Raw genomic sequence first — 25,735 nt, 5'->3', positions numbered from 1 at the left:
TTATCCCTTAATTCCCCTCCCTTGTCAGAAAGTAAGAACTTTCAATAAGTGTATGGAGATAAGGCTAGGGGGAATGCCTAACCATACGATCGGTCAGGGTGGTTCGATGTGAATAAAGAAAACAACACGTAGTGCGCTATGCACCCGTGTTGTTTCATTGTTAGATGGAATTTGCGTTCAGCAAAATTCTTCCCCGTCCATGTCTTGCTTCGCTTTTCTCCAGCGCCTTATCCGCTTGGCTTAACGGGAATATAGAATCAATCTCTGCTTTAATCGAGCCTGCGGCCATTAATTCCGTTAAGCTCTGCAAGTCTTCGCGGGTTGGGAATTTAGTATTGAATTTAGCTGTAACGCCATGCTTCTGAGCGTTCTCTTGGGATGGATTCTGGGTCAAAGAGACGAGGATGCCGCCTTTCTTCAGAACGGACCAGGACCGGGTCTCCGTCTCGCCTCCAACAGCATCGACGACTAGATCTACTTCCTTGGCGACGTCTTCGAAATTTGTCGTTGTATAATCGATGACTTGATCCGCACCCAATGAAACGTGAGATTGTCGGGCATTTTAACCAGTTCCTGAATGGTTGCAATGCCATATTCTGCGTAAGCTCCTCTGATACTGCCGAAAATACGATCACCGGGCTTGAACTCCGTTACACTTTGCCCGATCTCTTCGACAACTCCGGAAGCGTAAAAATCAGGGATATAGGGCAATGTTACAGGAAAAACATTTTGAAGCCAACCGTTACGAATTTTATAGTCAAGCGGAATGACCGTAGCATATGCGATGCGAATGAGCACTTCATCCGCTTGCGGTTGAGGGCGTTCAACGGTTGCTATCTTCAAAACGTTTGGACCACCATATTCATTGACCAAAACAGCTTGCATCGACTTGTTAGACATACTTATCTCTCCTCCTCAAAGTTTTGTGAGCGTAACTTCCTGAATTGGCTTCGAACAAAACTCACTTCGGAAGCATGGTCTATATCACTCATTGTTTGGTTTACTTCTATTTACTTTTCTAGTGTAGCGGCTATTTTTTTGGCCAAGGCTACAAACTGTACTTTTTCTTCATCATTAAGATGTTCCGTTGTAATCTCTTCCACCTTGCTCCAGGCCTGAGTGACTCTGGATTCAATTTCACGCCCTGCTTGGGTGAGGGATACGAGGGTTACTCGTTTATCTTTTGTCCCTGCCTTTATTTGGCGCCCGCAGCGTCATATTGATGATGGACAATGGGTGCTGATAAAATAGATATATGTCAAACCCAATAAACGCCACCAAATTATATATCCCCGCGGCTCGGTCGAAAACGGTGATACGCCGACGGTTAACTGAAAAATTAAACAAGGGTCTGCACCGCAAATTGACCCTTATCTCTGCACCGGCGGGCTATGGCAAAACGACGTTAGTCTGCGAATGGTTAGCCAATTGTGGGCGACCGGCGGCGTGGCTTTCGCTTGAACAAGGAGATAGCGAACTTACGCGCTTTTTGACGTATATGATCTCCGCTCTTCAGACTATAGGGGAGAATATCGGAGAAGGCGTGCTTTCCGTGCTTCAATCACCTCAACCTACACCGACCGAGTCGATCCTGACGGCGCTTCTTAATGAAATTGCGGCAACTCCGTCTCCGTTCCTCCTTGTCCTTGACGATTACCATGCGGCCAGTTCGAGAGAGGTCGACGAGGCGGTAGGCTTCCTGCTGGACCACCTTCCCACACAGATGCACCTTGTCCTAACGTCCCGTGAGACCCCTGCCATTTCTCTGCCGCGATTGCGGGCTCGGGACCAATTAACCGAGCTGCACGCTGCAGATATGAGATTTACACTTACCGAAGCTGAAGCCCTCTTTAATCATGTCATGGAACTTAATCTCTCCGCGGACCATATAACCGAGTTCCAAGCACGTACCGAGGGATGGGCTGCGGGCCTGCGCTTGGCTGCAATCTCTATGCAGGAAGACCAAGATGCCGATCGGCTCCTTCAGTCTTTCACGGGCAATCACCATTTTGTGCTGGATTATTTGGTAGAAGAAGTTCTGCAACGGCAGCCCCAAGCCGTACAGGATTTTCTACTGCGAACCTCCCTCCTCGACCGAATGTGCGGATCGTTATGTGATGACATGATGTCCAATCCTGAGGTTTCCGGTAATGAAATGTTAATCGAGTTTGATCGTAAAAATTTGTTTGTTATTCCTCTGGATCAAGAACGACGTTGGTATCGTTATCACCATTTGTTCACCGATATCCTTCGTAGACGGCTGTTGGAAAGTATGGATGGGAGCGATATCTCCGAATTGCACCAACGCGCGAGCATCTGGTATGAAGGCCACGGCTTCGAGATTGAGGCGTTCCATCATGCCGTTGAAGCCCGGGACATCGGGCGAAGCTCACGACTGCTTAAAGGCGATGGGATGCCGCTGCATCTGCGAGGGGCTGCAAGAATGACGATCGACTGGCTAGAGTCTTTGCCTGCCATCGAATTGGATGCGAGACCGGAGTTATGGGTGTATTATGGTTCCGCTCTATTGATTGCCGGTAAACCGACGGGGGTCGAACGCAAGCTTCTAGCGGCAGAAGCTGCATTGGAAGGCATGGAACAAGACGCCGGCGTCATGGACCTGATCGGATGGATTGCAGCTACCCGCGCTACATTGGCCTCCTTACTATTGACCGATCATCGCGATGCTGCGCAACCCAATCTACGTGCGGCCCAAGCGGCTATGCAAGTCTCGGAGACCGAGGACAAGACGAATGAACTTGTCGGATTAATTACACCTGCTTGGAATGCGGGGAAAAGGGAAACGGACGGAGTAGACCAAGTTATTGTCCAATCACGCCGTGCGCTTGCCTATTTGCGACCGGATCATCTACCTGCCCGGACGGCGTCCGCTTGGATGCTGGGCGTTGCCTGCCAGCGGCGGGGAGATTATGCCGAGGCTTGCGAAGCTTATAACGAAGTCATCGCAAATTGCCGAATGATCGATCATCAGCTGATGGCTGTAACGGCCATCATCGGAATCGCTCAGATTAGAGAAGCAGAAGGGCGGCCGGATCTGGCAGCAGAGTGTTACCGGGAGGCTCTAAGGCTTGCTGACGGTTTGCCGCACCCGGCTATTAAAGAAGCCCAAATGGGGCTGGAGCGAATGCGCTCCGTCACCGAATTCGGAATGAAGGATAGCCGGATCGAGCCGCTTAGCCAACGCGAAATCGAAGTACTGCAGCTCATCGCCCAGGGACTCTCCAATCGGGAAATCGCCGAGAAGCTCTTCTTGGCATTGGATACGGTGAAAGGCCACAATCGAAGGATTTTTGAGAAGCTCCACGTACAACGACGCACGGAAGCGATCGCTCGCGCCCGCGAACTTAAATTGTTAATAAACACTCCAAAACCACACTAAAGTGTCTACAGGCTCCATCCTCTTCGAGCTATACTGCTATTAATTAGCTAGGAGAGGAGATGAAGCATGAAAAAGGTGGAGAGAGTGGTGGGAGCATTATTTTTATTGTCGACGGGCACATTCTTGGTGGGAAGCGGGATGTTGGATCCTATCTTGCATCGAACTGACTTGCTGGTCAGTGTGAATTCCAATCGAACGAGCGTGCTTACAGGAGTGTTCCTGGAGCTAATTAACGCCATAGCGGTTGTGGGGATTGCCATGTTACTGCAGCCGACGTTAAAGAAATATCATGAAGCGTTTGCCTTTGGCTACTTTGCTTCTCGAATCATGGAGTCGGCATTGCTGATGATAAGTATAATCGGTCCGCTTATCCTTCTCGCGTTAAGTAAGCAGCCTATATCCGCAGGAACTTCCGGTGATTCATACTTGCAAACGTTAGGAAATTCTGTGGTGCAAACCCACTATTTGTTATTTGATATGGCCATGCTTGTGCTGAGTTTAGGCAGCTTGTTATTTTGTTATATTCTCTATCGATCGAGATTGGTTCCACGATGGTTGTCCATGATCGGCTTAATTGGGTATACGGGCCTGTTAGCAAGCAGTTCTCTGTCCATGGCCGGCCTGGATGGCGGAGAGATACTTTACATCCCTGGAGCGATATTCGAAATTGCTTTACCGGTTTGGCTCATGGTGAAGGGATTTAATCTGCATACGCAAGCTTCCGCAAAGTTACGTTAGTCTCGATACGGTTGAACCCTACCATAAGTAACCGTGAAACCTGCCCAGAAAATCTGTTATAATATCGAAACTAAGATGAGGAGTGAATTTACTCTAACGTAAGGATGATCCGCATTGAAAATTTTATTAGTCGAAGATGATAAGACGATCGCGTCGGGACTGGAATATTCGCTGCAGCAAGATGGTTATCAAACCGTTCTCTGCCATGATGCCGCTACAGCCAAAAAAGTGCTCGCCGAAGACATCGATCAGTTCGCTTTATGCTTGTTCGATTTACAGCTTCCGGACGGAAACGGCTATGAATTGTGCAAGATGGTGAAGGAGCGGCGAGACATTCCGGTTATCTTCTTAACGGTGATCGACGATGAGGTCAATGTCGTGATGGGACTCGACATGGGAGCCGATGATTACATTACCAAGCCTTTTCGAGTTCGTGAGCTTCTCTCCCGGATCAAGTCCGTCTTGCGGAGATATCAGAAGCCGTCCCACGCCAGAGCGATCATCGACATCGGCCATGTTCGAATCCATACACTGGAAGGCAAAGTGCATAAGAACGGTGCCGAAATTCCGCTAACCGCCTTGGAATATCGCTTATTGCTGATCTTTGGCAACCACGTTGGGCAGGTCCTCACAAGGAATCAGCTTTTAGAGCAAATCTGGGACGTGGCTGGCGACTTCGTGAATGACAATACGTTAACGGTCTATATCAAAAGGCTGAGGGAAAAGCTGGAGGATGATCCAGAGCAGCCGGTATTGATCAAAACGGTACGCGGTTTAGGCTATAAGGCTGGTGATTAGATGCTGCGCAATCGGGAAATTCAAATGTTGTTACTCGTCATGGGCTCGATCAGCATAACGGCGACCGTGGTTGCTGCTTTCTTTTCGTCCGTCGCTGCGGCATTGATTTTTATTGTATCCATGCTGCTTATGGGCACGAGTTTGTTATTTACGAGCTGGAGATACCGCGAATTAGCGAAGCTGTCCTACTATTTGCGGGAAATCAGCAACGGTAATGATTCCCTTGACGTTCGTGATAACCAAGAAGGCGAGCTAAGTATTTTAAAAAATGATATTTACAAAGTAACGCTCATGCTATCGGAGCACCGGTCGCTATTGCAGCGGGATAAAATTCAACTGACGGATGCCATCTCCGATATTTCACATCAGCTCAAAACGCCGCTCACCTCCATGACGGTGATGGCTGATTTGTTAAGCGCCCCTGACCTGCCTCCGGCCAAAAGAACGGAGTTCACCCATCATATTCGCCTCCAGCTTGAACGCATCGATTGGCTGGTTTCTTCCCTGTTAAAGCTATCGAAAATGGATGCGAAGACCATCCCATTCAAAAAAGATCGAATACTCATGAAAAACCTTATCCAAAAGGTATTAGAGCCGGTTATGATTCCGATGGATATTAAGGGACAGACGGTTTCCGTCGCGGGCGATGACGAGGTCTCTTTTGTCGGCGATTTCAATTGGACGGCCGAAGCGGTCATCAATATTTTGAAAAACGGTGTGGAGCATACGCCTGAAGGCGGAGCGATCGCCATCACATTTTCCGAAAACGCGTTATTTACGGAACTCGTCATTGCTGACACCGGAAAAGGCATTCCGAAAGAAGATTTGCCTTATATTTTCAAACGTTTTTACAAAGGAAAGAACGCTAGCGAAGGGAGCATCGGTATAGGGCTTGCGATGGCTCACAGCATCATTGCCAGCCAGAACGGCGTGATCGATGTGACGAGCGACAGCGGGAAGGGGACGCAGTTTCGGATTAAATTTTATAAGCATGTGATTTAACGGCACTCCGTAAGTGACTGAATTGTCACCTCCATCGTCACGGGAAAGTCATTTTAGGCAGATAAAATGATATTCATCAGATGAACGGTGGAGGTAAGACCATGCATTCGAAGCAGCAGCGTAAAATTATTTTTGCAATCACGATATTCTATACCCTTTTGATTCTTTATTTTTTGTTTTTCGCTTTCGGCAGAGCAGGTAAGGTAGATCAAATTACCGAGTACACCTTTATTTTTTTACCGGACAGTTTTTTTAAGCTGCCAGGTCTATCCGATCTTCTGCATCCTGCGCTGATGGATTTTGTGGATTTCGGGAACATCGCCGCCTTCATCCCTTTTGGCATATTGATTCCGTTGTTATATCGGACTAGCTTTGTTCGCTTCATGACTTTGTTCATCCTGTCCATTCTCGTGGTGGAGACGATTCAGGCGCTAACTTTCCTCGGCAGCTTTGATATTAACGACGTCATACAGAACTCTTCGGGCGCAGCTGTAGGATTCGGGGCGTACAAACTTGGCTTTCGTACAAAAAACAACTGGAGAAATATTGCCGCTGCGGGTATTTCCAGTGTTGTCTTGATGCTCGGGGTGTGGGGAGTCTTCGGAGTGCTTGACCAAGTGTTCACCAAAGAAATGGGCCCCTTTGTGGCGATAAACGATTTGAAGGATAGTACCGGGAACACATTAACGGGAACCAAACCGTCCAGTCTTAAGGTTGGCGGTCAAGACGTGGAACCCCAATATAATGTGTATAACATCGAAGGTAAAAAGAAGGAAACGTACACGTATACGTTAGGCAATAAGGAGGAGTTGTATTTCTTCTTGAATTATGGAATTCCCGATCAAAAGGATTTCCAAGGCAGCATCAAGCTTACCATCGATGGACATGAGTTCCTGTCCGTATCTGCAAAAGATCAGCGCCATGAGCCGGATAGGGTCGAAATTTTTCTCCCCCAGGCAAATGAGCTTACGATAACCATTGAGGGGAATGAAACCCTATGGGATGTTGGATTTAGAGAGATGGTATATATCTGGAATTGAACAACAAGGGAAGAGGTATGGCCATGGAAATTTTAAAAATCGAGCATCTGTCTAAAGTATACGGCACAGGCGAATCGGCGGTGAAGGCGCTTGACGATGTTTCCTTTTCGGTCCAAAAAGGCGAATTTGTTGCGATTATCGGCCCGTCCGGATCGGGGAAATCGACGCTCCTTCATATGCTGGGCGGTGTGGATCGGCCGACTGACGGGAAAGTTTATGTTCAGGATACGGACATGTATGCCTTGAACGAAACGCAGCTAGCCATCTTCAGGCGCAGGCAAATCGGCCTGATCTATCAGTTTTTCAACCTGATTCCCGTCCTGACGGTGGAAGAGAATATTACGCTGCCGCTCTTGCTGGATAAACAAAAGGTAGATCAAAAGCAATTAGCTGGCCTTGTGAGTACGTTGAATTTGCAGCATCGATTAAACCACCTGCCGAATCAGCTATCCGGCGGACAGCAGCAGCGTGTCTCAATCGGCCGAGCGCTCATCGGCAATCCTGCGATCATGCTGGCCGACGAACCGACCGGGAACCTGGACAGCAAGAATAGCAGCGAGATCATCGACTTATTAAAAATGCTGAATAAGACCTATCATCAGACGCTGATCGTGATCACGCATGACGAACGGATCGCCTTGCAAGCCGACAGGATCATTTCGATTGAAGACGGGAGAATTGCCAAAGACGAGGTGATCAGGCGATGAATATTGTCAATACATTAACCATCCGGCATCTGAAGCAGAACAAGAGACGAACGCTTGTAACCATCATCGGCGTCATCATTTCGGTTGCCATGGTGACCGCTGTCGCTACGCTTGTTTTTTCCTTTTCGGATTTAATGATTAGGCAGACCATCGCGGATACAGGGGAGTGGCATGTCCAATATCATGATGTGACCAAAGGACAGCTGGCGGCGATACGGGGCGATGACAGAGCCAAAACCGTTGCGATCTCAAGAGACCTTGGCTATGCCCCATTAGAAGGGGGGCAAAATCCCAATAAGCCGTATTTGTTCATTAAGGAATATGATGCGCAGGGTTTCGCGCAATTTCAGGTTGAACTAAGCAAGGGGCGTCTTCCGCGTACGGACAAGGAAGTTGTGATCTCCGAGCCCGTTGCCACGAACGCCAAAGTGAAGTACGAAATCGGCGATCGTCTAACCCTTCGCGTCGGCGAACGATTCGAACAAGGGGGCGGTCATCCCCTGGATCAGACCGAATCGCTGCGTAGGGAAGACGGCACATTGACCGAAACGTTGCAGCAAATCAAGATAAGGGATTATACGGTGGTAGGCTTCATCAAGCGTCCCGTATGGGAAACGGCGTGGGCCCCGGGTTATACGATCATTAGCTATATCGATGATCATATCATCGGGGGAAACGATCGAGTCGATGCGTCGGTGGTCTTGCAGCGTGTCAATCCGTCCTTGTTCGCTCATGCGGAGGATTTGGCTAAGCAAAACCAAATTGAAACCGTCCAATACAATAACGATTTGCTTCATTATTACGGCTTGTCCAAAAGCGAAGCCTCGTACAGCATGATGTTCTCCTTATCGGCGATCATTATGGCGGTTATTATGATCGGCTCGGTTTCGCTCATCTATAACGCTTTTGCGATATCCGTCTCGGAACGTTCCCGCCATTTAGGGATGCTCGCGAGCGTGGGGGCTACGAAAAGGCAGAAGCGAAATTCCGTGCTTTTTGAAGGTGTCGTCATTGGCTTGATCAGCATTCCCATTGGCATCCTATGCGGTCTTGCCGGGATCGGGATCACCTTTTGGTTCATGAATGCAATGATTGAAGAGGCATTATGGACCAGTGAAAAGCTGAGGCTCATCGTCACGCCGTTATCGCTTTTGATGGCTTGTCTTGTTTCGATGCTGACGATTTTCGTTTCGGCGTATCTCCCGGCGATCAAAGCTTCCAAAGTATCTGCTATGGACGCGATTCGCCAAACTACCGACGTAAAGCTTACGGCCAAAGCTGTGAAGACGTCGAAGTTCGTTCGCAAGCTCTTCGGGATCGAAGCGGAAATCGGGCTGAAAAACCTAAAAAGGAACAAACGGAGATATCATGCGATTCTTTTTTCGCTGGTCATCAGCATTGTTTTGTTTTTGACGGTATCGTTTTTTACGGCCGGCATGACACAATCCCTGGAACTTTCGCGGGAAGGCGTCAATTACGATATGGAAGTGTCGTACAGCCATGGAAAAAGAATAGATGACCGGTTGATACAATCGATTGTATCTCTGGATGGCGTCACGGAATACAACGTGATTCACGAGTTATATGGGAACGCTTGGGTCGATGCAGCGATCATTGCCGATGAATTGCAAGAGAAGGTTAAGCAGGATAAGAGTATGCTGCAAGACGGGAAATACCCTTACGATATTAAGATTCTTGCCTTAAACGATTCAAGTCTGCAAGCCTACGCCAAAGCGGTTGGCGCAGACTACGAGCAGCTTACGGATCCGGATCATCCCGCCGCGATCGTGATGGATACGATTCATTACAAAGATATGGGCACGGGGAAATATGTGCAGACGAAGGCCGTGTATACGAAGGTCGGTCAAAGTATCGAGCTGACGAACTTCTATCAAGAAAATGGGGAAGAAACAAAAGCAGACAAAGTGATCGTTGCCGCATTGACGGATCAAGCCCCGATGGGGATGAATCCGATAGGCTTAGGCGGGTTAAATATGATCGTGTCGGAACGCGTCCTGAATCGGCTGGCAGGCGACGAGGACCAAGCTAACGCTTCGACGTATCTCTATTTGAAAAGCACGGAACCGATGAGAACGCAGCAGGAAATTGAAGAGATGCAGGAGACCAATCTGAATGTCTACAATGTATATCAATCCAGAAAAAGCGAAGAACGGCAGATTCTCTTGATGTCCGTATTTTCTTACGGTTTTATCGTATTAATCTCTGCGATTTCCATTGCCAACATTTTTAATACGATCTCGACGGGGTTGTCTCTTCGCAAACGAGAGTTTGCGATGCTGAAATCCGTAGGCATGACGCCAAAAGGCTTTGCGAAAATGATGAACTATGAAAGTATTTTTTACGGGGTCAAGTCGCTGGTGTTCGGGCTTCCCGTTAGTTTCGTCGTGATGTATTCGATCTATAGAGCATTTGCGAACAAATTCAGCTACGGATTCACCCTCCCTTGGATGAGCATTCTGTCCGTCATTGTCGCCGTATTTGTCATTGTCGGTTCCGCGATGGTTTATTCCGGCGCGAAAGTAAGAAAGGAAAATATTATTGATGCATTAAAGCAAGAGAATATATGATAGCGGCCCTGACTTGGTTGAAGTCAGGGCGAAGTGATGCGGCACGTGATCGCCCACGAGATCCATCACATCGGTCAATTGGCTATATGGTCAAGAGAAATCGGAAAGAAGCCGGTTACTTCACTCTTTTGGGAACAAGGTTACGAGAAGACGTCAATGACCGATCTGGTCGAGCGCATGGGAATCCATCGAAGAAGCTTGCAACTAGTCAAGCTTGCTGGACTTCAGGTTATCGCTACAGCCTCGCGTCCCGAATCGATTGAATGGACAAAAGAAAACGGTGCCGATCAATGTTATCGATCATCGTCAACCGTTTGAACCTCAGCTAAAGGCGTTTGGCCTGCATGGCGTTAAGTATATTTTAGTATTAAATAGTCCGGATCAGTATTTGAATGAGCTGGTGAAAGTGGTTTTGCCACAAAGGGAAAATCTGCTCGGTCTTGCCGTTCGAACAACCGGTTGATCTAGGCGCGTTCTTTTAAGGGACACCAGAGCCGTTATTTGAGGAAAAACAGAGGTTTGTAAAATGTAACGGACACAGAAGACCTTATTTACCTCAAATCGGCCTGGATGAACGGGTTTAGAGCGAAATAGGGTCGTTTGTGTCCGTTAGACTGGGAAATACCCGGGAAATGGTCGGATAAGGTCGCTGGTGTCCGTTAGAGAAACGTTCAAAGTTTAGGAAGAGCCTCCAACACTCCAAAGTAGAAGTCAGGGCCACTAAAGGACGCCGTCAGGCGTTTTTCTTATTTCTTTTTCTCCAACTCCGCCTTTAATCTTGCATTCTCTTCCAACAGCTATTGAACGTCCGGGACATCCTTGCCGGAAACCCAGCCATACAAATCGTCTCTTGCTGCATACACCGGCAATTGGTCACGAAGTACCATTTTAATGTGCCGTACATCTTCAACATAATAGATAGGGACTTGTTCCATGACCGATTGCTTAAACTCTTGAAACTCCTGATAGTATTCAATTGCTGTGAAGTCGTATGGCTTTTGTCTTAATGCTTCATCCGTGACCACAAAAGCAAATCTGGGTTTGTCCGCTTCTCCGGCATACTCGTATTCCCACTGCGTATAGCTCTTGGATTCATCATCAGGAAGCGTTAAACCATAGAATCCTCCGAGAATCAGGATATAGACATCGGACTCGTCGATCCATCTCTTCCTAATTTTCATTGGACTTTCCTTGAAAAATTGCTCGATCCCAGCAGGGATATGCCCGGCTTGAAGTACGGCTTCAGCAGCGGTATGTCTTTCTTCAATCAGATCGTATAAATAGAATCTATCACTCGCTCACTTTATTTGTCAAAACTTGATCCAACCAGTTGAATATACGGTGGTTAGCCAATTTCAGTGCTCCAAAATGGCAGTGTTCCTCAGCAGAATCTTCCGCAGTAAACTTCATATATGTTTTGGGACCCCTTAAAGCTTTGTATAATCGTTCGGGCTGTCCTGCAAAGGCGTGATCATGTTCCGCTTCGCAAACAAGCACGGGACACTGGATTTGTTCAGCAACGCCTTCTAAAGTAAAAGGTTCCGTTTTGTGCACAAGTTCTTCCAGATTAGCTGCTGAAAAGGTGAAACCCCCATTTTCAATTCCCCACCGAATGCCTGTATCTTGGGCCATAATCGACGCGATAAAATCCTCCGTCTCTGGTGAGCTTAAATCGAATTCACCGCCTGCTTTACCGCCTAACCCCGCAGCTATTGCCCCCACTTGGAAGGAGAATAAACCGTCATTCGCTATGCAAGCAGCGAGCCTGTGTTCATAAGCAGCTGCGCGCGGAGCCAAATACCCGCCTAAACTAATACCCATTAACGCGATTTTGTCGGAAATGACTTCCGGACGTTTGGCCAGATAATCGACAACAGGAGTTACAACAGCCTCCCAGTCATGTCTGAATGGAATTTGCTGTTCGCGTATAACGGCTCCTTGTCCTGGCCCCTCGAATACCAAACAATGATAACCTCTTTCTAAAGCAGAGATAACGACTTGGAAATAAAGCTCTTCTGCAGTGGAATCATATCCTCCGTGAACAATCAAAACAGGGCCTGGTCGATTTCCGGCTAAATATAAGTAACCTGGCAGCTCAGTATTTTCATAAGGAATAGTAACAATCTCCCAATGAAGATTAAGTAAAGTAAGAGCCTGTCTGAATGTGCTCCGGCTCAGCCCCCATGTTTCGAGAATACGTTTATCCAACGGATTGCCATGCAGAAAAAATTCGGCTGTACGATAATAATTTGATGCACGCAAATAGAAGTCTCTTGCGCTGATCTTATTGCCATTTTTGCTGCTTTCGTCGGCTTCCCGATGAACCCTGTTTGCTGTTCTCAGCCATTCCTCATACCAGCTTTCAAAATTACCTTCTTTAATTCGGTAGGCAGTAGATAAGCATTCGCCAATATCCGCCCCGCCAAAAGCTGCGTAACCCATTGTGCGAAGCAATTTGAATGAAAAAGTCTGATCATTAAAAATAATTTTCACAATTATTCACACTCCTTATATTATGTTAAACTTAACACGTGTTAATATTATTCCATGTAATTATATATGTCAATATAGCTTTATGTTATAATTAACTTAATTGCCTGAATGACAATATATGAACTAATAGTTGGAGAGAGGAGAACTTAATGAATAATATCCAGTACACTTTACTTGGACTATTGGCGAGGGAACCATTAAGTGGATATGAAATGAAGCAGCAAATCAACAGCAGAATTACTCATTTTTATAAAATTAACAATAATCAGCTTTATCCATCTCTATCGAAACTGGAGGAAGCCGAACTTATTGAATTGCAAGCCATTGAACAAGATTCTTATCGTCCGCCCCGGAAAATTTACAAAATTACGCCTAATGGTATTAATGCTTTAAAGTCATGGGTGTTAGAGCTTCCTGAAGCAGGTGATACGGATACCTTTCTGTTGAAGCAGTACAGTGCTTGGTTAGTAAGACCGGAAGACCTAATTAACCTGATAGAGAAGAATAAAGAACAACATGAACGCACGTTAGAGGATTATAGAGAGAGGATTTCTTCCTTTCAAGAACAGAGCCCTGACGTCAATAACCCTCTGTTTTCTACAATTTCCGTTATAGAAATGGGGATAAACTTCGAGGAGGCAAGTATCCTCTGGTGTAATAGGATGCTGGAGGTGTTAAAGCAGCATAAGCTTGCGAGTAGAACGGTGAACCATATCTGACAATAGCCTATTCCCCAATGTGCCTAAGAAGGCGGGAACGGGGAGTGCCCTGATCCTGCCTTCTTTCGTGTTATTTGTTTTGTTTTCTACTGTGCTAAAATTTCCAAATCCGGCTGCAATTTATTCCGCAGCGCATACAGCATGATGGCTCCAACAAGGAACGCTACTGCATCGGCAATGACGAGCGACCAGACCACCCCGTGGAAGCCGCTCATTTGATTGGCAATAAACAACACAGGAATCAGAGTAATTCCCTGAATAACGGACATCATGAACGCGGCGGTTCCTTGCGCTGTTGCTTGGAAGATCCCCGTAAACAACGTGGTCATTCCAGTAATGAACAAGGATAAGAACGTCACATGCAGAATGTAGCTGCCCATTTCAATTAATTGCGGGTCATTCGAAAATAAACCAATCAAGTGGTCGGAAATCAGATAGACGATGACGCCGAACACGACGGCTAACGCCACAATCGTTTTGATCGTGAATCCTATGGTATGCTTCATGCGTAATTTATCCGCTGCAAAAGAGAAGGCAATGAGCGGCACGACTCCCTCGCATAAACCCATCAGAATAAACTCAGGAAACTGCAATAAACGCGATGAAATTCCGTAAGCCGCTACGGCCTGATCTCCATATTCGACAAGAAAATGGTTAAAGATAAGCGACATTGCACCCAAGAAGATACTCATAATAAAGACGGGAACTCCGATTTTGAATACATTGCTCAGAATATCCTTGGTAGCCCTGAACCATTTTACGGAGACGGTTAAAAATTGGCTCTTATATCCCATATGGAAGGCGTAGAATACACTCGCAACCAAGTTAGAAATGACCGTAGCAGACGCAACGCCGATCACGCCCCAATGGAAAACGAAGATGGCCAGCGCATCGAGAATAATATTCACGACAACACTCAGAATCATACCGATCATCGACGTGACAGCCGCACCCTCCGAACGCACGATATTCTCCAGCGTGAAGAATAACACGACGAATGGTGAACCCATAAGCATAATCGTGACATAGTCCTTCGTGAAGCCGAAGGAGTCAGGCGTTGCCCCCAGGCCATGAACAATTGGGTCGATCAACGGGAGGCCAACGGCAATTAAGATAAGACCGAGAACTAAACTGCTGTAAAAGGCGAATGAAGACACATGCTTTACATCCTCATATTTTTTCTCACCCAGCAAACGGGAGATGAAGGTACCGCTGCCTATGCCAATCAAGTTGCCTAGAGCCATGATGATCGCGAATAACGGCAAAGTTAATGCGAGTGCGGTTAACATGGCGGTATTGCCCAGCGTACCAAGGAAATAGGCATTCAAGATGGAATAGATGACACTCATTGACGTACCTAACATCATTGGTACAGCGAAGTGAGCTACGGCTTTAGCGATCGGTGCTTTTTCAAAATAATGGAGGTTTTCTGCATCCATGCGGGTCACCACTTTCTTTATATATTTGTTCTTATCTAACAGTGTTAGTTTGAACCTTACAGTGTTAGATGATATCATGAAACTATAGACCTGTAAAGCATAAACTTACACTGTTAGATAAAAGGGCGGATAACGATGAAAAAGCAGCAGCCTCAAATTTCGGAGGATAGGATTTTGGAAGCTTCTTGGGAGCTTCTGGGGGAGGGGGGGATCGAGAAATTCAGCATGAGACGACTGGCCGACCGGCTGGGGATTCAGGCTCCCTCTCTGTACTGGTACTTCAAGAGCAAGCAGAACCTCTACCAGCGGCTGGCTAATCAGGTATCGAAAATCATTTTGGAGGAGTTTCACTCCGAGGGAGACTGGAAGGAGCAGCTGACAGGGCTTGCGGGAACGGTACGGAGCGTGCTCAGCCGGTATCCCTGCTCCACGCAGCTCATGATGATGACGCTCCCCCATGAACCGGACATTATCCGGTTTACCAACCGGATGCTGCTCTGCGTGGAATCGACGCCGCTTGAGCAAGAGCAGAAAATGCAAGTCATTACTACGTTTGTCAACTATGTCTACTTCTTCGTTCTGGACGCTTATCAGCATGAGCGCAATGTCTCCGCTATCCTTAAGGAAAAGGGAGCAGAAGCGCTTCCGGGCGAGGAGATGCTCCGCCTGCTGGACTCCATGAGCGAGACGGAAGCAGGACTGTTCCGGAGGATGTTCACGAACGGGCTGTACGAGCTGATGGGGACCGACGGGGCGTTTGAGTTCGGCTTGAAGCTGATTCTGCTTGGGATTGAGCAGGTGATAAAGGAGCAGGAGAAATAAAATGCATTGCTCGGCACTTCTTCTACGAGTGGCCTTTCGATGGCGGACCAGCGAATGAGCGCTATAAGCTGCGGCATCCTGACGCAACGCGATCGAACCCTCGACCTGGAGAGCGAGGGTTCGAAAACAGGTTATATGCGCGCTAAGGGAACGCGAGGAAAAAGGGTTTGCCAACATGAAAGAATGCGGGCGTCTAGTTCCCTTTTTGATGCACTGATTCATTCGGGTAATCCATGACTACGATCCCTTCGGCAAATGGGCCAATGGATTGCAAAAAATGTTGATGCAGGGGATGCTGAATATAATCCCGGCAAGCTTGCTGATTCTCAAAAGTGACTCTGATCCCCAGCGTAAAGCCCTGCATGTGCTCTGTTTCCTCCGTAACGTTAATCCCGGCGCTTAGATCGACAATACCCGGGATGTTCCCTTTAAAGGCATGCACGCGCTTCACCGCATCTTCTTGTTGGTCAATAGAAACATCGGGTTTGAGTTTCAATAGCACAATATGCTCGAACATCTTTTTTTCCTCCAAGGTTCTTGAAATTATACTTCGCTTTGCAGTTGCTTCAATCTGGATTGAACAGGTTGGGCCGATCATTGCTGCTTCATCCATTCTTGCTATTTTCCCTAAGGAGAACATAGACTAGTGTATATGGACCTGACGAGGCTAGGAAGAGATCTGGTTATCGTAGGATTGGGACTCCTACGTTCATCAATGGATAGGAGGCATGGAGATCATGTCGGACGGATTGGATCGTTACGCGGAGTTGTCCCGTTTTTTGCGCACGCGCCGGGAACGAATAACCCCTAAGCAAGCGGGATTGCCGGAGTCCGGACGCAGACGTACACCCGGACTTCGCCGCGGTGAGGTCGCTCTGTTGGCAGATGTGGGATTGGATTGGTATACCTACTTGGAACAAGGGCGTCATATCAACGTATCCGCCGAGGTCCTCGAGCGAATAGCGGGAGTGCTTCGGTTGGATGAGTCGGAACGCAGGCACTTGTTTCATCTTGCCCGTAAGCAGTTCCCCTTGATCGAAACAGAGAAGCCCCCTAAGGTAACACCTGCGCTTCAACGTTTTTTGGATAGCCAAAACCTGTCCCCGTCGAATGTTATGGATGCGCGAATGAACATTATTGCCTGGAATGCAGCCTATTGCGCGTTGAACGGGGAACTCGCGGCTATGTCTGAAAGGGAGCGGAATTTTGTCTGGATGACGTTTACATCTCCCCGTTTTCGCTACATCAAAGGGGACCAATGGGAACAGCATGCGCGGCGGATCGCCGCAAAATTCCACGCCGGATATGCACGTCACGTTGACGACCCTTGGTGGTCTGAGCAGTTCAAGGCGCTGTGCCAAGTTAGCAGCGAGTTTCGGGAATTTTGGGACACCCATGACGTTCTCGATGCCATCGATGCTCCCAAGGTACTGCAGTGTCCGAATCTCGGGACCTTGAATTTTGATCTTGTTTCGTTTCAGTATTTGGACGATTCAAACCTGACGGTTTCCATCCATGTTCCCCATCAAGACGGCACGGTGGAAAAAATGCAGCGGCTGGTAAGTGATTATCAGAGCCGGCGCCCGGGATCTTTTGAATCTTTTCAAAGAGTTTAGTGTGGAGAAGAGGGACGTGGGGGCTAAGGGACACCAGAGCCGTTATTTGGGGAAAAACGGAGGTTTGCAAAATGTAACGGACACAGATGCTCTTATTTACCTCAAATCGGCCTGGATGAACTAGTTTAGAGAGGAATAGGGTCATGTGTGTCCGTTAGCCTGGGAAATACCCGGGAAATGGGCGGATAAGGTCGCTGGTGTCCGTTAGAGCAACGTCCACTGGATGTAGACTACAGATTGGAAAGGGCCGAGGTGCTCAACGCTACTGTTCATGAAAAAAGGGGAAGGTTACTCAAAGAACAGAAGAGGGGATGGGAACCCATCCCTCCAATCGCTCCAAAGTAGAAGTTAGAGCCATCTGGCCCCCACGACTGATACTGCACTCTCTGCTCTTTCCTAAAAGCGGCGCTCGTTCAGCTTGCAGCCAAACCCCTTATTAGAAACGTTTGGCAACTTCCTTCGCATGTGCAATTGCTTTTTCTTTAATAGCTGGAGCTTGCTCTAATGATGCCGTTCCTTCAACAAAAATCGCCTCAATAGATTGAATCCCATAGAACTGTAAAACCTTTTTAAGATAGCTGTATCCCATTTCAACCGGAGCAAGCGGACCTTCCGAATAAACGGAACCACTAGCTTGAATGTGTAAGGCTTTCTTGCCGGACAACAGACCTACAGGACCATTTTTGGTATATCTGAAAGTCTTACCCGCAACTGATGTCGCATCCGTGTATGCTTTCAAAACCGGTGGGATCGAGAAATTCCACATGGGGGAAACATATACGTACTTATCAGCAGCCACGAATTGATCAACAATCGCCTCATGACGAGCTACTTTTGATTTCTCCGCATCAGACAGTTGATCGAAAGACGAACCCGACCGAATCTTTCCCCAACCATGTAAAACATCGGCATCGATTTGCGGAATATTCTCTTTGTACAGATCCAAATGAATCACTTCGTCGGCTGGATTTGCTTGACGATATGCTTCTATAAATTCTTCCCCTACCGCGAGACTAAAAGATGACTGGGAATCCAGGGGGTGTGCGGTGATGTACAGTACTGTTGCCATGAATCAAAACTTCCCTTCTGTAATTATATTAAATACCCTTTCTAGGGTTAATCATATAATATATATTTTATTTGTGAAGTACGCACAATAATGTGGTATAGTATTAAAAAAGGTACTGTAAGGGAGGCGGACGTATGCAAAAGAACCCTGTCCAATGTCAATTCGTTGCGGCGCTGGATTCGATCGTCGGCAAATGGAAGCCGATGATCCTTTATCATTTGCTTCAAGGTAAACCTTTGCGGTTTAATGAGCTAAGAAGATTGCTGCCTGATATCACTCAAAGGATGCTTACGCTCCATCTACGGGAATTGGAGGAGGAAGAGATCGTTAAACGAGTCATTTATCCGCAAATCCCGCCGAAAGTGGAATACTCCATCACGGAATACGGCAAGAGCCTTTCTCCGATTTTGGAATCCTTACATCAATGGGGAGCGGCCCATGTCGAGCGAAAGCAGCTCAAAATGGCGAATAATGAACAAACAGAAACGGACTAGCATTCGACATTACGCTAGTCCGTTTCGTTCTGCATCGCGTCACAATCCGCCTATCGTGCAGAATGTTAGCCAATTATCGTTCGGCACAGTCTTTGATTTCAGGCGGACAATCCTTGACGGTGCTTGCAACATAATTGACATCTGCGACTACATTGGGGCCGGTTTCAAAATGTGCCGAAAGATTCCACCCTGGCCAACGAAGAATCATACATTTTGCTTGTTTGACGACTTCGTAAGGTAGGCGCGCCCTTTTTTTCTTTATGTTGTCACCCGAGATCAATGCGAAGCCCGACTTGATTTTATATAAACTAAAATACACATAGACGTGTTGGCCTATCGGGCGCTACACTGGGGAAAGTGAAAAAAGAATAGACATAGTAGGAGCTTGTAAAACGTGACACTAACAGATCGTATTCCATCATGGAAGAAACTTAGTCTTTTTGCCGTGACTTGGCCCATTTTCGTCGATTCCGTACTGCGGATGCTGCTGGGCACGGTGGACGTGTTTATGTTAAGCCGCATCTCCGATAAGGCGACCGGGGCAGTAGGTTTGGCCAACGAAATTATCTACTTCTGCATTCTGATGTTCGGCTTTGTCGGCATCGGCACCAGCGTCGCGGTCTCCCAGTATATCGGCGCCGGGCGGGAGAAAGAGGCGAGCCGCATTTCGGCGCTGGCCATTACGCTGAACCTGATTTTCGGGATTCTCGTCAGCTTGGTTCTCGTTTTTTATGGGGAGCCTCTCCTGCATCTGTTGAAGTTAGATCCCGAACAAATCGGAATCGCAAGCCATTATTTAAAGATCATCGGCGGTTTTATGTGGATTGAGGCGCTCTCTTATGCGGTGTCGTCGGTCATCCGTTCGAGCGGACACACCAAAAGTGTTATGTTCGTAACTCTAGGCGTCAATATCATTCATGTGACAGGAAATTATTTGCTCATTTTCGGGAACCTGGGCTTTCCGGAGTGGGGCGTGACGGGTGCGGCTATATCGACGGTCGTTAGCCGTTTGCTGGGCATCGTCGTTCTTTTTATCATTTTGTATCGGCGGGTTCCTGCACCAATTCGCGGAAAGGATTATATTACCTGGAACGGTTCCTACTTGAAACAGATTTTGAGCGTCGGCTTGCCTGCCGCGGGCGAGCATCTCTCCTGGCAGTCGCAGTACCTCATGATTATCAGTTTTGTCAATATGATCGGAATTACGGCGTTAAACACCCATGTTTACGTCATGAACGTATCCAACTATTTTATGGCGCTTGCGATGGCAATCGGGGCGGGTACGGAAATTATTGTCGGTCAAATGGTCGGTGCGGGGGAAATGAAAGCAGCCTACAAGCGGCTCATGAAAAGCGTGAGGATCAGCTTTGTATTAACTTTAGCTATCGTCAGTGCGGCAGCGATATTCCGGCATGAGCTAATCGGCATGTTCACGAAGGACCCCGGGATCATCGCCGCCGGAGCGAGTATTTTTTTGCTTTCCATCGTACTCGAACCCGGCCGGACCTTCAATATGGTCATCATCAATTCGCTGCGCGCCGCCGGGGATGCGCGTTTTCCCGTCTTGATGGGCGTGCTCTCGATGTGGGGAGTTTCCGTGCCGCTTGCTTATGCGTTGGGCGTTCATTTCGGGATGGGGCTGCTTGGCGTATGGATCGCTTTTGTGGTGGACGAATGGCTGCGCGGGGTTATCATGCTGCTTCGCTGGAGAAGCCGGGCCTGGGAGAAAAAAGCGCTCGTGAAGCCTGTTTCCGTTCCGGAAAACGGCATGGGGGCCCAGGGTTAAATGCGGATCTGAAGGGGACTTTTGCTTGCCGACAGCAAAAGTCCCCTTCGCCGTTTGGTCGGAAGAGGGCTTATTTTATTCCTCTACGGCGATGCCGGCCGCTTTCCAATGCCCGTAGGCAACGATTCTGCTAAACTGGGATGAAACTTCGCTTGCAGGAAGGGGCTGATCGTTTTTTAGCCACCAAATGACGATCCCCATGAAAGACGATACGAGGAATTCGAGCAGCAATTCCTTGGATATCGCTAAAGTTGAATTTCCCTCAGCGGGATTCCACCCCTCATTCAGCTTATCTTTAACGATTTTCTCCATTTTATCTCGAAACTGATAAATTCTATTTTCATCAACCAACATGGCATAGTAAAAAGAAGTGTTGCACGAAATATGTTCCAACACAGCTTGCATGACTGTCTCGAGTTTGGAAGTGCTGAAAGGACTCGCGCTGATTGGGCATTGAACGGCTACATCTTTTAACTCGCTCAGCAGCTCATTCATACATATGTCCAATAAATCGGGTTTATTTTGATAGTGGAGATAAAAAGTGTTTCGATTGATCATAGCCCGATCGGCAATATCCTGGATCGTGATCGCTTCATACCCTTTTTCCTGAATAAGCTCATAAAACGCCTTTCGAATCGATTTGTTCGTGCGCAGTATTCTTAGATCGGTTTTTTTGTTCACTTTTTCGTTCCCCCAGCATTAAATTTTAACCGTTAAGCGACAAAGGTCTTATGAATTGTCTGTTATCCTTCAAAATTAAAATTATTAAATATTGAGCGTTGGATTAACCTTCATTATAATGAGCAACAGATAAATAAACAACGTAGTGTTCATTATTCATCTAAATGACTATAGACTCAAGGAGGATATTCTAATGACATTCAATCATCAAAATGAGCTTGTCCGTAAGGCCATCGCTGTACTGGAAAGTTTTGAGAGCGGCAATCCCGAAGCGATTACGGCTTACGTAAATCCGGATAAATATATTCAGCACAACCAAGCCTTGCCCGATGGCCGCCGGGCCATGCTTGGCGCGCTTGATCATTTGAAGGAAATGGGTACAAAGGTAAGCGTTAAACGCGCTTTAGTCGACGGAGATTATGTGGCTCTTCATTCTGTATATGATTTTCACGGCCCTAAAATCGCCTTTGATATTTTCCGTTTTGAGAATGGACTGATCGTCGAGCATTGGGACAATTTGCAAGATATGGAGGACAAGACGCCAAGCCATCATACGATGATTGACGGGCCGGTCGCGATAAGGGATATCGACAAGACCGATGCGAACAAAGGATTTGTCAAAAGCTATGTTGATAATATCTTGCTTGGGAAGAATCCGAGCCTGCTTGCCTCTTACTTTGCTGGGGATAACTACATTCAGCATAGTCCGCATATTGCGGACGGCCTTTCCGGTCTCCATGCTGCATTGCAGGCCCTTAAGGAGAAAAATATTGAATTTCAATATACCCATGTCCATCAGGTCATCGGACAAGGCGATTTTGTGCTTGCGGTGAGTGAAGGTCTCTTCGATGGTCAGCCTACCGCTTTCTACGATTTGTTCCGCGTGGAGGATGCGAAGATCGCCGAACATTGGGACGTAATCGAGGCTATACTGCCGGCGGAAAAACGAAAGAATTCGAACAGCAGATTTTGAGGCTGATGCAGCTGAATCGCAAGAAAAACAGAGGAAAACGTATGAGCTTATTTAAAAACAGACTAATTGTGGCATTACCGTTTATCGTTATTGCTGTCGTCTTCATTTTTAGCCTTGCCATGATTCCCAGCATCAATCCTGCTCCCCATAACTTGCCCATTGCCATTGTGAATGCGGATCAAGGCGAGAGGATTGTGTCTAATATTCAGTTGGCAACCTCTGCCAATTCGGATGGAGAGCCGGCGATGAAATGGATCGAAGTTGATAGTGAACAGGAAGTAAAAGCAGGACTTGATAACCAAGAATACTATGCTGCATTGGTGATTCCCCAGGATTACAGCGAGAAGCAGGCATCGCTGATGACGCCGGATCCGTCTGCACCCCGGGTGCGAATTTATGTCAACCAAGGCATGAATGCATCGGCATCGAGTATGGCTGGGGAAATGCTAAATCAAGCGATTAGTGGGATAAATGAGGAGATGCGTGCTGAGCTATTAACGGCTTTCGAGCGGCAAGGCGCTGCGATCTCAACGAAACAAGCCGTCGCATTAGCTTTGCCAATCGTTAGCGAAGTCATCTATGTGAATGCAATCGGTACGCATAGTGCAAACGGGAATTCACCGGTTTTGATGTTCCAACCTTTGTGGATGGCCAGTCTGATCGGAAACGTGATTTTCTTGCTGGTTAAAAACAAATCAAATTATGCAAGTCGCAATGAACGGCTTCGGGCGAATATAGTCCAAGTTTTTTGGGGAGCGGTCATGGCTTTGGCCAGCGGGTTTAGCCTCGCCTGGTTCGCCGAGCGTTGGGGTTTGCACATTCCTCATTTTACGGATACGGCTTTACTCTTGGCTATTGCTTATTTAGTATATTTTCTCATGATAGCTGCCGTTTTCTCTTGGATTGGATTTAAAGGCATGATTATTTTTGTATTGTTCTTATTCATCGGTGCGCCGCTTCTTAATTTCGCTCCCGAGTTATTATCTTCGTTTTACCGGGATTGGATACACTCATGGTTGCCGATGCGTTTCATGGTTGATGGGCTGCGTGAGCTGTTCTTCTTCGGGCAAGGCCTGCGCATGAATCATCCCACATTCGCTTTAATTTGGATCGGCGCCTGTGGCCTTTTGGTCTTGCTTGCATCTGCCTTTAAACGTTCCCGTAAGCCGGAACAGAAAAAAGAGGTTGAAATTGCGCATAACCCCTAATGAAATCATTTCTTGAGGCACCCTCACGGGTAGCCTTTACATATCTCCCTCCAAATTCGATAAAATGCAAGAACCCTCCGCGTCTGGAGGGTTCTTTTTTGACGGCGATGGAATGCGGGGCTTGAAAAAAGGAAGAGGGGGACGCCCCACGAAATGCAAAAGTACATGCGATATTCGTCGAAACGCCTCGAAACGGGTGGTTCAAATGCAAATATGCAGTTCATTTCCGATCATAAGCTACTTTTTTACCCAATTGCTGCAAATGAGATGTATTTTTGCACTTCAACCGCTCAAACGCAGAAATTTGCGGAAATTCAAATGTACTTTTGCATTTGATCCCATCGAACCGTCCTTCTTCCCACAAATCACGAACAACTGCTGAAACTGATTCATGAAGACGCTGAAGGCCCTGTTTTTGTACTTTGCGCCAGCTTAGTAATCAACGTAATGTCTTGATCGGTTAATCGATCAAGGAAATGTTTGCGTATTGCCTTTGCGACTATGGGCCGGGCATCATCCAGCGCTGATTGTCCGGCGGAAGTGATGCTGACTTGAACACCGCGATCCGTGTCTATTGGTTTTCTCATCACAAGTCCGCGTTTTTCCATCCGCGTCAGATGGTGTGACAATCGGCTCTTATCCCAGTCCATTGAGTCGGCCAATTCCTGTTGGCGAAGGCTGCCGTTCCCCAAAAGGGCTAACCGGTCCAATACCCCGTAATCAGCCTCTGATAGTCCTGTGTGCTCGGACATCTCTTTGACAACGCGGCCGAAGATGCTCTGAAAGGTGCCTTTCCACATATGCCATATTCGCATTTCCTCTTCGTTCAGCTCGTTTTTATCCATAGGAACATAATATCACGGTTGACACGTCAACCACAACATGATACAGTAGGCCTTGGTTGATATGTCAACCAGAAGCTGTATTGCAAAGTTTGCTTGACCGCTTCTTTCAGAAACGGTTTAGCCAATCTCTCGTAAAGAAAGGAACATTTATTATGGATATCAAAGTTAGTGCACCCACTCCAGTCGTCTCGGTAAAACCGGTAGTGCTATCGGCTCCGGGCCGCGGTGAGGATCTGCAAGTGCGAGTGTCCGCGCCTTCGATTGGAAGCGAATTGCCTATTATTGTTTTCTCGCACGGTTTTGGCTGGTCGTTGGACGGTTACAGCCCGTTGGTCGACTTCTGGGCTGCTCACGGCTTCGTGGTCATTCAGCCCACCCATCTCGACTCGAGGACGCTAAACCTTTCTCCTGACGATCCCCGTACACCGCTGATCTGGCGTTTCCGGGTTGAGGGCATGAAACGCATCCTCGACCAGCTTGATCTCATTGAAGCTTCCGTTCCCGGTCTCAGCGGGCGCCTCGATCGAAGCCGCATCGCCGTTGCCGGACACTCCTGGGGCGGCCAGACAGCAAGCATGCTGCTCGGCGCGCGAGTCCTCGATGCCCATGGCGAACCGGGAGAGGACATGTCCGATTCGCGGATCAAGGCAGGCGTGTTGCTTGCCACAACCGGCAAGGGGGGAGCCGACTTGACTCCGTTCGCGGCCGAGCACTTCCCCTTCATGAATCCGAGCTTCGCGGACATGAACACGCCGGCCCTCGTGGTCGCGGGGGACCATGACCAGTCCCAGCTGTCCACTCGGGGGCCGGACTGGTTCGCCGACCCGTACTTCCTGAGCCCGGGCAGCAAGAGCTTGCTTACCCTCTTCGGGGCCGAGCACTCGCTTGGCGGAATTCCCGGGTACAACGTTACGGAAACGACGGACGAGAACCCCGAACGAGTCGCCCTGATCCAGCGGCTCACGTGGGCTTATCTCCGCAACGCGCTCGATCTCGACGATTCCAGCTGGCCGGCAGCTCGCGCGGCTCTGGAAGAGAGCGCCCATCCGCTGGGCCGCATCGAGTCCAAGTAAGGGACTGAGGAATGGTATCAGATTATAATTGACATCATCGTTTTGCTGATATAACATTAATTCTAATATTTAAAATACGTTGAGAAGGAATAGTACGGTTTTCCGAGCGAACAGAGAGCTGTTGGATGGTGTGAAACAGCCGTGGGGGAAATCGGAACTCGCCTTGGAGTTGCTCGCTGAACCCTAAAAGTGCGAGTTCAAAAGGTTGGCTTTTCAGCACCGAGAAGGTTGGATGAAGCTAGGG

General features: G+C 47.8%; 24 protein-coding genes, 3 pseudogenes and 1 other annotated feature (1 of these 28 only partly in view). Of the genes and pseudogenes, 18 read left to right on the top strand and 9 right to left on the bottom strand.

Translation table 11 applies throughout. The annotated features are described in order from the left end of the window. Window positions 1–160: 160 nt before the first annotated feature. Both EHV15_RS07750 and EHV15_RS07745 read right to left on the bottom strand, forming a co-directional pair. Window positions 161–538: a zinc-binding dehydrogenase gene (locus tag EHV15_RS07750; RefSeq protein WP_128630728.1), complete on the bottom strand. Its 378-nt coding sequence runs from the start codon at window positions 536–538 to the stop codon at window positions 161–163. Next, the gene (locus EHV15_RS07745) at window positions 475–900 is read right to left on the bottom strand and encodes an alcohol dehydrogenase catalytic domain-containing protein (protein ID WP_128630727.1); all 426 of its coding nucleotides are present in this window, start codon (window positions 898–900) and stop codon (window positions 475–477) included. Before EHV15_RS07745 ends, EHV15_RS07750 begins: the two co-directional genes overlap by 64 nt. Before the next feature lie 355 nt (window positions 901–1,255). On the opposite strand from EHV15_RS07745, the pseudogene EHV15_RS37220 reads away from it, so the two are divergent. The 10 genes and pseudogenes from EHV15_RS37220 to EHV15_RS07695 all read left to right on the top strand — a co-directional run. After that, window positions 1,256–3,085, top strand: a pseudogene (locus tag EHV15_RS37220) (winged helix-turn-helix domain-containing protein); the annotation flags it as partial. 93 nt (window positions 3,086–3,178) lie between these two features. Continuing rightward, window positions 3,179–3,400: pseudogene (locus EHV15_RS38245) on the top strand (response regulator transcription factor); the annotation flags it as partial. Between the two features lie 66 nt (window positions 3,401–3,466). Then, window positions 3,467–4,138 carry a DUF4386 domain-containing protein gene (locus EHV15_RS07730; protein ID WP_128630726.1) on the top strand — a complete coding sequence of 224 codons (672 nt, stop codon included), beginning with the start codon at window positions 3,467–3,469 and terminating at the stop codon, window positions 4,136–4,138. A 114-nt stretch (window positions 4,139–4,252) separates the two neighbouring features. Next, entirely contained in the window at window positions 4,253–4,936 is a 684-nt protein-coding gene (locus tag EHV15_RS07725; RefSeq protein WP_128630725.1) for a response regulator transcription factor, read from the top strand. Then, a complete protein-coding gene (locus EHV15_RS07720; RefSeq protein WP_128630724.1) occupies window positions 4,937–5,938 on the top strand; it encodes a sensor histidine kinase in 1,002 nt (333 codons plus the stop codon). A 101-nt stretch (window positions 5,939–6,039) separates the two neighbouring features. Continuing rightward, on the top strand, window positions 6,040–6,978 hold the full coding sequence (locus tag EHV15_RS07715; RefSeq protein WP_128630723.1) for a VanZ family protein: 939 nt from the start codon (window positions 6,040–6,042) through the stop codon (window positions 6,976–6,978). A 23-nt stretch (window positions 6,979–7,001) separates the two neighbouring features. Then, entirely contained in the window at window positions 7,002–7,685 is a 684-nt protein-coding gene (locus EHV15_RS07710) for an ABC transporter ATP-binding protein (RefSeq protein ID WP_128630722.1), read from the top strand. Continuing rightward, on the top strand, window positions 7,682–10,273 hold the full coding sequence (locus tag EHV15_RS07705; RefSeq protein WP_128630721.1) for an ABC transporter permease: 2,592 nt from the start codon (window positions 7,682–7,684) through the stop codon (window positions 10,271–10,273). The genes EHV15_RS07710 and EHV15_RS07705 overlap by 4 nt, the downstream gene beginning before the upstream one ends. A gap of 27 nt (window positions 10,274–10,300) precedes the next feature. Next, a pseudogene (locus EHV15_RS38010) lies at window positions 10,301–10,414 on the top strand (DinB family protein); the annotation flags it as partial. A 139-nt stretch (window positions 10,415–10,553) separates the two neighbouring features. Continuing rightward, a complete protein-coding gene (locus EHV15_RS07695) occupies window positions 10,554–10,736 on the top strand; it encodes a hypothetical protein (protein ID WP_128630720.1) in 183 nt (60 codons plus the stop codon). A 334-nt stretch (window positions 10,737–11,070) separates the two neighbouring features. Here the strand turns inward: EHV15_RS07695 and EHV15_RS07690 are convergent, their stop codons facing one another. After that, the gene (locus EHV15_RS07690) at window positions 11,071–11,544 is read right to left on the bottom strand and encodes a DUF4062 domain-containing protein (protein WP_128630719.1); all 474 of its coding nucleotides are present in this window, start codon (window positions 11,542–11,544) and stop codon (window positions 11,071–11,073) included. Between the two features lie 19 nt (window positions 11,545–11,563). Beyond that, window positions 11,564–12,766, bottom strand: a complete 1,203-nt coding sequence (locus EHV15_RS07685) for an alpha/beta hydrolase family protein (RefSeq protein WP_128630718.1) — start codon at window positions 12,764–12,766, stop codon at window positions 11,564–11,566. Between the two features lie 149 nt (window positions 12,767–12,915). On the opposite strand from EHV15_RS07685, the gene EHV15_RS07680 reads away from it, so the two are divergent. Then, window positions 12,916–13,485 carry a PadR family transcriptional regulator gene (locus EHV15_RS07680; protein WP_128630717.1) on the top strand — a complete coding sequence of 190 codons (570 nt, stop codon included), beginning with the start codon at window positions 12,916–12,918 and terminating at the stop codon, window positions 13,483–13,485. Window positions 13,486–13,571: 86 nt separating this feature from the next. On the opposite strand, the gene EHV15_RS07675 is transcribed toward EHV15_RS07680, so the two are convergent. Next, window positions 13,572–14,924: an MATE family efflux transporter gene (locus tag EHV15_RS07675; protein ID WP_128630716.1), complete on the bottom strand. Its 1,353-nt coding sequence runs from the start codon at window positions 14,922–14,924 to the stop codon at window positions 13,572–13,574. A 135-nt stretch (window positions 14,925–15,059) separates the two neighbouring features. Between EHV15_RS07675 and EHV15_RS07670 the strand changes: the two genes are divergently transcribed. Beyond that, entirely contained in the window at window positions 15,060–15,746 is a 687-nt protein-coding gene (locus tag EHV15_RS07670) for a TetR/AcrR family transcriptional regulator (protein WP_128630715.1), read from the top strand. A 193-nt stretch (window positions 15,747–15,939) separates the two neighbouring features. On the opposite strand, the gene EHV15_RS07665 is transcribed toward EHV15_RS07670, so the two are convergent. Beyond that, window positions 15,940–16,359, bottom strand: a complete 420-nt coding sequence (locus EHV15_RS07665) for a Dabb family protein (protein WP_246061396.1) — start codon at window positions 16,357–16,359, stop codon at window positions 15,940–15,942. A gap of 124 nt (window positions 16,360–16,483) precedes the next feature. Between EHV15_RS07665 and EHV15_RS07660 the strand changes: the two genes are divergently transcribed. Further along, on the top strand, window positions 16,484–17,362 hold the full coding sequence (locus tag EHV15_RS07660; protein WP_128630714.1) for a helix-turn-helix transcriptional regulator: 879 nt from the start codon (window positions 16,484–16,486) through the stop codon (window positions 17,360–17,362). 436 nt (window positions 17,363–17,798) lie between these two features. On the opposite strand, the gene EHV15_RS07655 is transcribed toward EHV15_RS07660, so the two are convergent. Next, complete coding sequence (locus EHV15_RS07655) at window positions 17,799–18,431, bottom strand: FMN-dependent NADH-azoreductase (protein ID WP_128630713.1); 633 nt, start codon at window positions 18,429–18,431, stop codon at window positions 17,799–17,801. Between the two features lie 134 nt (window positions 18,432–18,565). Between EHV15_RS07655 and EHV15_RS07650 the strand changes: the two genes are divergently transcribed. Next, window positions 18,566–18,925, top strand: a complete 360-nt coding sequence (locus EHV15_RS07650; protein WP_128630712.1) for a winged helix-turn-helix transcriptional regulator — start codon at window positions 18,566–18,568, stop codon at window positions 18,923–18,925. A gap of 394 nt (window positions 18,926–19,319) precedes the next feature. Next, the gene (locus EHV15_RS07640; RefSeq protein ID WP_128630710.1) at window positions 19,320–20,711 is read left to right on the top strand and encodes an MATE family efflux transporter; all 1,392 of its coding nucleotides are present in this window, start codon (window positions 19,320–19,322) and stop codon (window positions 20,709–20,711) included. Window positions 20,712–20,786: 75 nt separating this feature from the next. On the opposite strand, the gene EHV15_RS07635 is transcribed toward EHV15_RS07640, so the two are convergent. Beyond that, window positions 20,787–21,392, bottom strand: coding sequence for a TetR/AcrR family transcriptional regulator (locus EHV15_RS07635; protein WP_128630709.1), 606 nt, complete (start codon window positions 21,390–21,392; stop codon window positions 20,787–20,789). A 193-nt stretch (window positions 21,393–21,585) separates the two neighbouring features. Between EHV15_RS07635 and EHV15_RS07630 the strand changes: the two genes are divergently transcribed. Together EHV15_RS07630 and EHV15_RS07625 are read left to right on the top strand one after the other, a co-directional pair. Then, window positions 21,586–22,365: a nuclear transport factor 2 family protein gene (locus EHV15_RS07630; protein ID WP_128630708.1), complete on the top strand. Its 780-nt coding sequence runs from the start codon at window positions 21,586–21,588 to the stop codon at window positions 22,363–22,365. A 41-nt stretch (window positions 22,366–22,406) separates the two neighbouring features. Beyond that, complete coding sequence (locus EHV15_RS07625; protein ID WP_128635244.1) at window positions 22,407–23,573, top strand: YhgE/Pip domain-containing protein; 1,167 nt, start codon at window positions 22,407–22,409, stop codon at window positions 23,571–23,573. A gap of 389 nt (window positions 23,574–23,962) precedes the next feature. On the opposite strand, the gene EHV15_RS07620 is transcribed toward EHV15_RS07625, so the two are convergent. Further along, complete coding sequence (locus tag EHV15_RS07620; RefSeq protein WP_128630707.1) at window positions 23,963–24,418, bottom strand: MarR family winged helix-turn-helix transcriptional regulator; 456 nt, start codon at window positions 24,416–24,418, stop codon at window positions 23,963–23,965. A gap of 152 nt (window positions 24,419–24,570) precedes the next feature. On the opposite strand from EHV15_RS07620, the gene EHV15_RS07615 reads away from it, so the two are divergent. Then, entirely contained in the window at window positions 24,571–25,491 is a 921-nt protein-coding gene (locus EHV15_RS07615; RefSeq protein WP_128630706.1) for an alpha/beta hydrolase family protein, read from the top strand. A 70-nt stretch (window positions 25,492–25,561) separates the two neighbouring features. Beyond that, window positions 25,562–25,735: a binding site (T-box leader), on the top strand (it continues 314 nt past the right edge of the window).

This window comes from Paenibacillus oralis (genome assembly GCF_003863965.1).
Classification (GTDB): domain Bacteria; phylum Bacillota; class Bacilli; order Paenibacillales; family Paenibacillaceae; genus Fontibacillus; species Fontibacillus oralis.
Note: the sequence above shows the minus strand (reverse complement) of the source record. Positions and strands in the feature narration are given on the sequence as shown.